Source organism: Deinococcus pimensis DSM 21231 (assembly GCF_000519345.1).
In the GTDB taxonomy this organism is placed as follows: domain Bacteria; phylum Deinococcota; class Deinococci; order Deinococcales; family Deinococcaceae; genus Deinococcus_A; species Deinococcus_A pimensis.
Map to the genome: position 1 here is coordinate 52,335 of NZ_KI912657.1, position 5,953 is coordinate 58,287.

Annotated in this window: 5 protein-coding genes; 1 reads left to right on the forward strand and 4 read right to left on the reverse strand. The window is 72.8% G+C overall.

What is annotated here, in order from left to right:
- A partial coding sequence (locus DEIPI_RS31915; RefSeq protein ID WP_052351793.1) for a Na/Pi cotransporter family protein occupies positions 1-1,362 on the forward strand: 1,362 nt, incomplete at its 5' end.
- Here DEIPI_RS31915 and DEIPI_RS31920 read toward each other — a convergent pair.
- The 4 genes from DEIPI_RS31920 to DEIPI_RS31925 all read right to left on the reverse strand — a co-directional run.
- Positions 1,346-2,989, reverse strand: a complete 1,644-nt coding sequence (locus tag DEIPI_RS31920) for an MBL fold metallo-hydrolase (protein WP_084474439.1) — start codon at positions 2,987-2,989, stop codon at positions 1,346-1,348. The two genes, DEIPI_RS31915 and DEIPI_RS31920, sit on opposite strands and share 17 nt — an antisense overlap.
- A gap of 55 nt (positions 2,990-3,044) precedes the next feature.
- Positions 3,045-4,067 (reverse strand): branched-chain amino acid aminotransferase, encoded by a 1,023-nt coding sequence (locus DEIPI_RS0116490; RefSeq protein WP_027482494.1) that lies wholly within the window; start codon positions 4,065-4,067, stop codon positions 3,045-3,047.
- 29 nt (positions 4,068-4,096) lie between these two features.
- Entirely contained in the window at positions 4,097-4,918 is an 822-nt protein-coding gene (locus tag DEIPI_RS0116495) for an SDR family NAD(P)-dependent oxidoreductase (RefSeq protein ID WP_027482495.1), read from the reverse strand.
- Between the two features lie 5 nt (positions 4,919-4,923).
- Positions 4,924-5,953: GGDEF domain-containing protein (locus DEIPI_RS31925; protein WP_169737141.1), on the reverse strand; the 1,030-nt coding region annotated here is incomplete at its 5' end.

Consider the following 5,953-nt stretch of genomic DNA (forward strand, 5'->3'; position numbering starts at 1 on the left):
GTGCTCGCCGTGCAGTTCGTGGACGCGGGCGTCCTCGGGCTGGGGCAGGCCCTCGCCGCCGCGCTCGGCGCGGGCGTGGGCGGCACCGTGATGGTGCAGCTCCTCGCCCTGCACGTCGGACACCTCTCCACGGGCCTGCTCGCCCTGGGCCTGCTGCTCTCCGGGAAGCGCGTGCTGGACGGCCGCCCGGGACGCGTCGCGCTCGGCCTCGGCCTGCTCTTTCTCGGCCTCGACACGCTCCTCGCGTCGCTCGCGCCCCTGCGGGACGACGCGCTGTTCGCGCAGGTGCTCGCCGCGCTCGCCCACAGTCCGCTCGTCGCGGGCGCGCTCGGCCTCGGGCTGGCCGTGCTGCTCCAGAGCAGCAACGCCGTCGCCACGCTCGCGCTGGCCTTCGTCACGGGCGGCCTGCTGCGGCCCGAGGAGGGCGTCGCGCTCGTCGTGGGCGCCAACGTCGGCACGACCGTCACGGCGCTCCTCGTCAGCCGTGACGCCAGCGTCCTCGGACGGCGCGTCGCGGCCGGGCACCTCGCGCTCAAGAGCGTCGGCGCGCTCGCCGCGCTCGCCCTGCTCACGCCCGCCACGGGCCTGCTCACGCTCCTCTCGCCCGAGCCCCTTCACGTCATCGCCAACGCCCACACGCTCTTCAACGTGGCCGTGCTGCTCGTCGCCCTGCCGTTCACGGGGCTCGCCACGCGCGCGCTCGTCCGCGTCATGCCCACTCCGCCCTCCGAGACGGGCCCACGCTACCTCTCGGCGGACGCCCTCGAGGATCCCGCCCTCGCGTACGGTCTCGCTCTGCGCGAGGTGGTCCGCGTCGCCGAGGAGGTCCACGCGATGTACGCCCTCGCCGCCCGCGCCCTCTCGGGCGAGCACCACCCCGCCGAGATCGTGCGGCGCGAGAACCACGTCGACGAGCTCGTGCACGCCGTCGTGCTCTACCTCGGACGGCTCAGCGGCCACGTGAGCCGCGAGGCGCTCGCGGCGCTCATCGGCGTCGCCAGCGAACTCGAGGCGCTCGCGGACCTCAGCAAGCGCCTCGCCCGTCAACCGCTCAAGCTCGACGCCGTCGGCGGACGCTTCTCCGAGGCGGGCGGACGGGCGCTGACGGACGTCGCGTCGGAACTCGAGTCGCACATGCGGCGGGCCTTCACCGGCCTCGCCACGAGACGGGTCTCCGCGCCCGACCAAACCGACGCCGGGTTCACCCGGCACGTGGAACGGCAGCGGCTCCATCACCTCGAACGGCTCGCGGACAACGCGGACTCGCAGCGGTCCAGCAGCGTCCACCTCGACGTCCTCACCATCCTGGAGCAGATGAACGCGGGCCTCATCCGCATCGAGCGCCTCACCCGGGACGTGTAGACGCCGTCTCGCCCTGGCCCTCGCCCTCTGCTTCCGCGTCGTCCTGCGCGCGCTGCGTGAGCTTCACGCGGCTCAGCGCGCCCCGCACGACCTCCAGCGTGTACGCGCCCTCCCCGAAGAAGTTCGGCGAGAGGTCCTCCGGGAGGTCCACGACGAGGCGGTGGTGCTCGTCGTCGTACCGCAGCGTGACCGCCCGGCGCGCGTGCCGTTCCTTCGTCGCCGCGAGCCTGCGCGCCGCCGTGTTCACGAACGCGCCCCGGCGCCGACCGCTGTCCTCCAGCGGCACCACCTCGCCCGCCGAGGGAAGACTCACGTCGCGCTTCGTGTCGAGGAAGGACTTCAGGCTCTGTCTCGGCGCGACCTCGCCGTGCGTCAGGATCGCCTTCGGCGAGGGGTAGCGTGCCAGCAGACCCAGGATGCCGCCCCGGTCCGCGTGCGCGCTGAGGTAGAAACGCTCCACCCGGCACAGCGCCGCGACCTCCTCACGCGCGCCGCGACCGTCGGGCAGCAGCACCTCGCCGCCCTGCCGCAGTTCCAGCAGGCGACGCCCCGGGCTCTCCGCGTCCTGATAGCCCACCACGAACAGCGCGTTCTCCGGCTGCGGCAGCAGGGCGCGGGCGTACAGCGGGCTCGCGCCCGCGTGCAGCATCCCGCTGCTCGCGATGATCACGCAGGGCTCGCGCGACGAGAGGATCCGCTCGCGGTGCCGGGCGTCCTCCACGAGCGCCACGGGCGAGCGCAGGAAGGGCGACAGGCCGCTCGCGCGCCGGGCGTTGCGCAGCGCCTCCGGCAGGAACGGCAGCAGGTCCTCGTAGAGTTCGGTCATGGCCCGCACGAGCCCGTCGAGGTAGATCGGGACGCCGCGCAGCTGCCCTCCCGTCATGGCGGTGAGCAGGATCGTCACGATCTCCTGCGCGCGGCCCAGCGCGAACGACGGGATCAGCACCTTCCCGCCGCCCCGCAGCGTCTCGTCGATGGCCGCGACGAAGGTCCGCACCTGCTCACGACGCGCCGGGAGCAGCGTGTCGCCGTAGGTGCTCTCCGTGACGACGGCGTCCACGCGTACCTCCTCGGGCGGGACGTACGCGGCGCGGGTGGTCGGGGTGTCCACGTTGCTGAAGTCGCCCGTGTGGAACACCCGCCCGCCCGACGACTCGATCAGCGCGGAGCACGCGCCGAGCAGGTGCCCCGACGGATAGAGCGTGAAGCTGAAGCCGTGCGCGTCCACCCGCTCGAAGGGCTCCACGACCCGCAGGCGCTCCAGGGCGCGTTTCATCATGCGCGCGTCGAAGAGCGGCGCGCCCTGCTCGCGGCTCACCTTCAAGGTGTCCGCCAGGACCGTGGCCGTGATGCGCGCCGTCGGCGCCGTGCAATACACCGGCAGGTCCGGGTGCGCGCTCGTGACGAGCGGCAGGGCCGCCACGTGATCGAGGTGCGCGTGCGTGAGCACCATCGCGCTGGGGCGGTGCTCACGCAGCAGGGCGAGGTTCGGCAGGGCCGCCTCGCCCGATGCGCCGGGCCGCACCCCCGCGTCCACGAGCAGGTTGCCCTCCGGCAGGAGGTACTCGTAACTGCTCGCGCCGACCTCGTCCGTGCCGCCCAGCCCCAGGAAGTGCATGTCCGCCATCGCGCTCCAGCCTAGCAGCGCGCGCGACCCGCCGTGCCCCCGGGGTGGGGGAGGGCTACCTCACCTTGACGATCCAGCCCGCGGGCGCCTCGCGGTCCCCGGTCTGGATGCCGACGAGCTCGTCGTAGAGGCGGCGCGTGATCGGCCCGACCTCCGTCTCGCTGTGGAACACGTGGAAGCGCCCCTCGTGCTCGATCCCGCCGATGGGCGTGATGACCGCCGCCGTGCCGCACGCGCCCGCCTCGACGTAGTCGTCGAGCCGATCGATGTACACGTCGCCCTCCTCGACCTGCATGCCGAGCCGATCGCGCGCGATGTCGAGCAGGGAGTACTTCGTGATGCTTTCCAGGATGGACGGCGAACGCGGCGTCACGAAGCGCCCGTCGCGGGTGATCGCGAAGAAGTTCGCCGCGCCGACCTCCTCGATCTTCGTGTGCGTCAGGGGATCGAGGTAGATGCAGTCCGCGAAGCCGCGCTCCTTCGCCTCGTGCCCGGGCAGCAGGCTCGCCGCGTAGTTCCCGCCGACCTTCGCCGCCCCCGTCCCGTGCGGCGCGGCGCGGTCGAAGGAGGACGTCGTGAAGTTCGAGGGCGCGAGCCCTCCCTTGAAGTACGCGCCGACGGGCACGCAGAACACCGAGAACAGGAACTCGGGCGCGCTGCGCACCCCGAGGTTGTCGCCCACGCCGATCACGTAGGGACGCAGGTACAGCGACCCGCCCGACCCGTACGGCGGGATGAAGTGCTCGTTGGCGAGCACCACCTGCCGCACCGCGTCGATGAACTTCTCGGTGGGGACGCGCGGCATCAGCAGGCGGTCGCAGGAGCGGTGCATGCGCGCCGCGTTCTGGTCGGGTCGGAACAGGTTGATGGAACCGTCCGCGCAGCGGTAGGCCTTCATGCCCTCGAAGCACTGCTGGCCGTAATGGAGCGCGGTGGAGCCCTCGCTGATGTGCACGAGGTTGTCCTCCGTGAGGGTGCCGTCGTCCCAGGCGCCGTCCTTCCAGCGCGACACGTACCGCAGGTCGGTCTTGACGTAGCTGAACCCGAGGTTCTTCCAGTCGATCTGCACGGTGGTCATGAGCCTACCCTACCGCTTCGCGCCTCCCGTCAGGCGAGGTCGGGCTCCACGACGGGAAAGCCCTCCACCGGGAAGGTGTCCACGTTCGCGGAGCGCTGCTGCACGAGCACGCCGCCGTCCACCGCCACGAACTGCCCCGTGACGTACGAGGCGTCGTCCGACGCGAGGAAGACCGCCGCGCCCGTCATGTCCTCGGCGGTGCCGTACCGCCCGAGCGGCACGGTCCTCTCCCGCTCGCGCAACTGCTCCTCGGTGAGGCCGTACGTGTTGATGAAGCCGGGCACGACGCCGTTCACGCGCACCCCGTACGGCGCGAGGTCGAGGGCCATCGCGCGCGTCATCGCCTCGATGCCGCCCTTCGTCGCGTCGTACGCGACGTTGCCGCGGTGCGCCCGCGTCGCGCCGCCCGACGACGTGTTGACGATGACTCCCCGGCGGCGGCGCACCATCACCCGCGCCGCGCGGTGCGAGCAGAGGAACACGCTGCGCAGGTTCACCGCGATGATGCGGTCCCACCAGCTCTCGTCCGCGTCCAGAAAATGACGGGTGGTGTCGATCAGCGCGGCGTTGTTGTACAGCACGTCCACGTACCCGAGCTCCGCCTCGACCCGGGCGAACATCGCGTCCACGTCCGCGAGCACGGACACGTCGGCGGGCACCGCCAGCGCCCGCCCGCCCGCCGCCGCGATGCCCCGGGCGACCTCCCGGGCCGCCTCGGCGCGCACGTCGTTCACGGCGACCAGCGCGCCCTCACGCGCGAAGCGCTCCGCCACCGCGCGTCCGATCCCGCCGCCTGCGCCCGTCACGAGCGCCACCCTGCCCTGAAGCCGTCCCGCAGTGTTCGTCGTCATGACCGTCATTGTGCCGCTTCCAGCGTGGCCGCGAGCGCCCGTCGGTCGGCCTTGTCGGCGTACATCCGCTCGTCGGCGAGCCGAACGACGTCCGGACCGCTCGCGGCGTCCTCCGGGAAGAACGCCACACCGGCGCTCGCGCCCGCGCGGGGGAACCCTGCCGCCCGCGTGAGGCCTTCCGCGTGACGTACGCGGCGAAGCAGGGCCCCCACGTGTTCCTGCGCCGCGTGCGTGAGCAGCAGCGCGTACTCGTCCCCGCCGAGGCGGTAGGCGCGGTCGTTGCCCCGGAAGGCCGAGCCGAGGGCGAGGGCGAACTCGCGCAGCAGGGCGTCGCCCCGCTCGTGGCCCTCCTCGTCGTTGACGCGTTTGAGGCCGTCGAGGTCGATCATGACGACCGCGACGGGATGATCGTGCCGCCTCGCGCCGCTGAGGGCCGCGTCGAGGTCGAGGTCGAAGGCGCGGCGGTTGCGCAGCCCCGTGAGCTGGTCCTCCAGCGCGGCGCGCTCCAGGAACGCCTCGTGCGCGCGACGCTCGAAGGCGATGCTCAGCACGTCGGCGGCGGCGGTCATGAGGCGCCGCTCGTCGGCGGTCCACTCGCCGCGCTCGCGCCGTGAGAAGATCAGCACGTGCGGATGCGCGGTGTGCGAGTTGATCGGCACGAACGCCGCGCCGCTCGCGCCCCACTCCACGAAGCGCGGCACCGCCAGCACCTGCGAGGGGTAGTCGTCGACGAAGAGCGCCTGACGCCGTTCCAGCGCGGCCCACACCAGACCCTGCCCGAGCGGCACGCGGGCGTCCCCGTGCATGAGGTCCGCCACGTCCGGCGCGAGGTACACGGTGCGGTGATGGGCGCCGTCACCGTCCACGCTCGCGAGGCCCGCCCACTGGAAGCGGCACAGGTCCACGAGGATGGCCGCCGCGCGCGCCGCCATCTTCTCGGGCGGAAGGCTGAGCGTCGCGATCTGCGCGAGCTCCGCGAGCGCGCCCGCGCGGCGCGTGCTCGCCGAGAGGGCCTGCGTCCGCTCCTCCACGCGC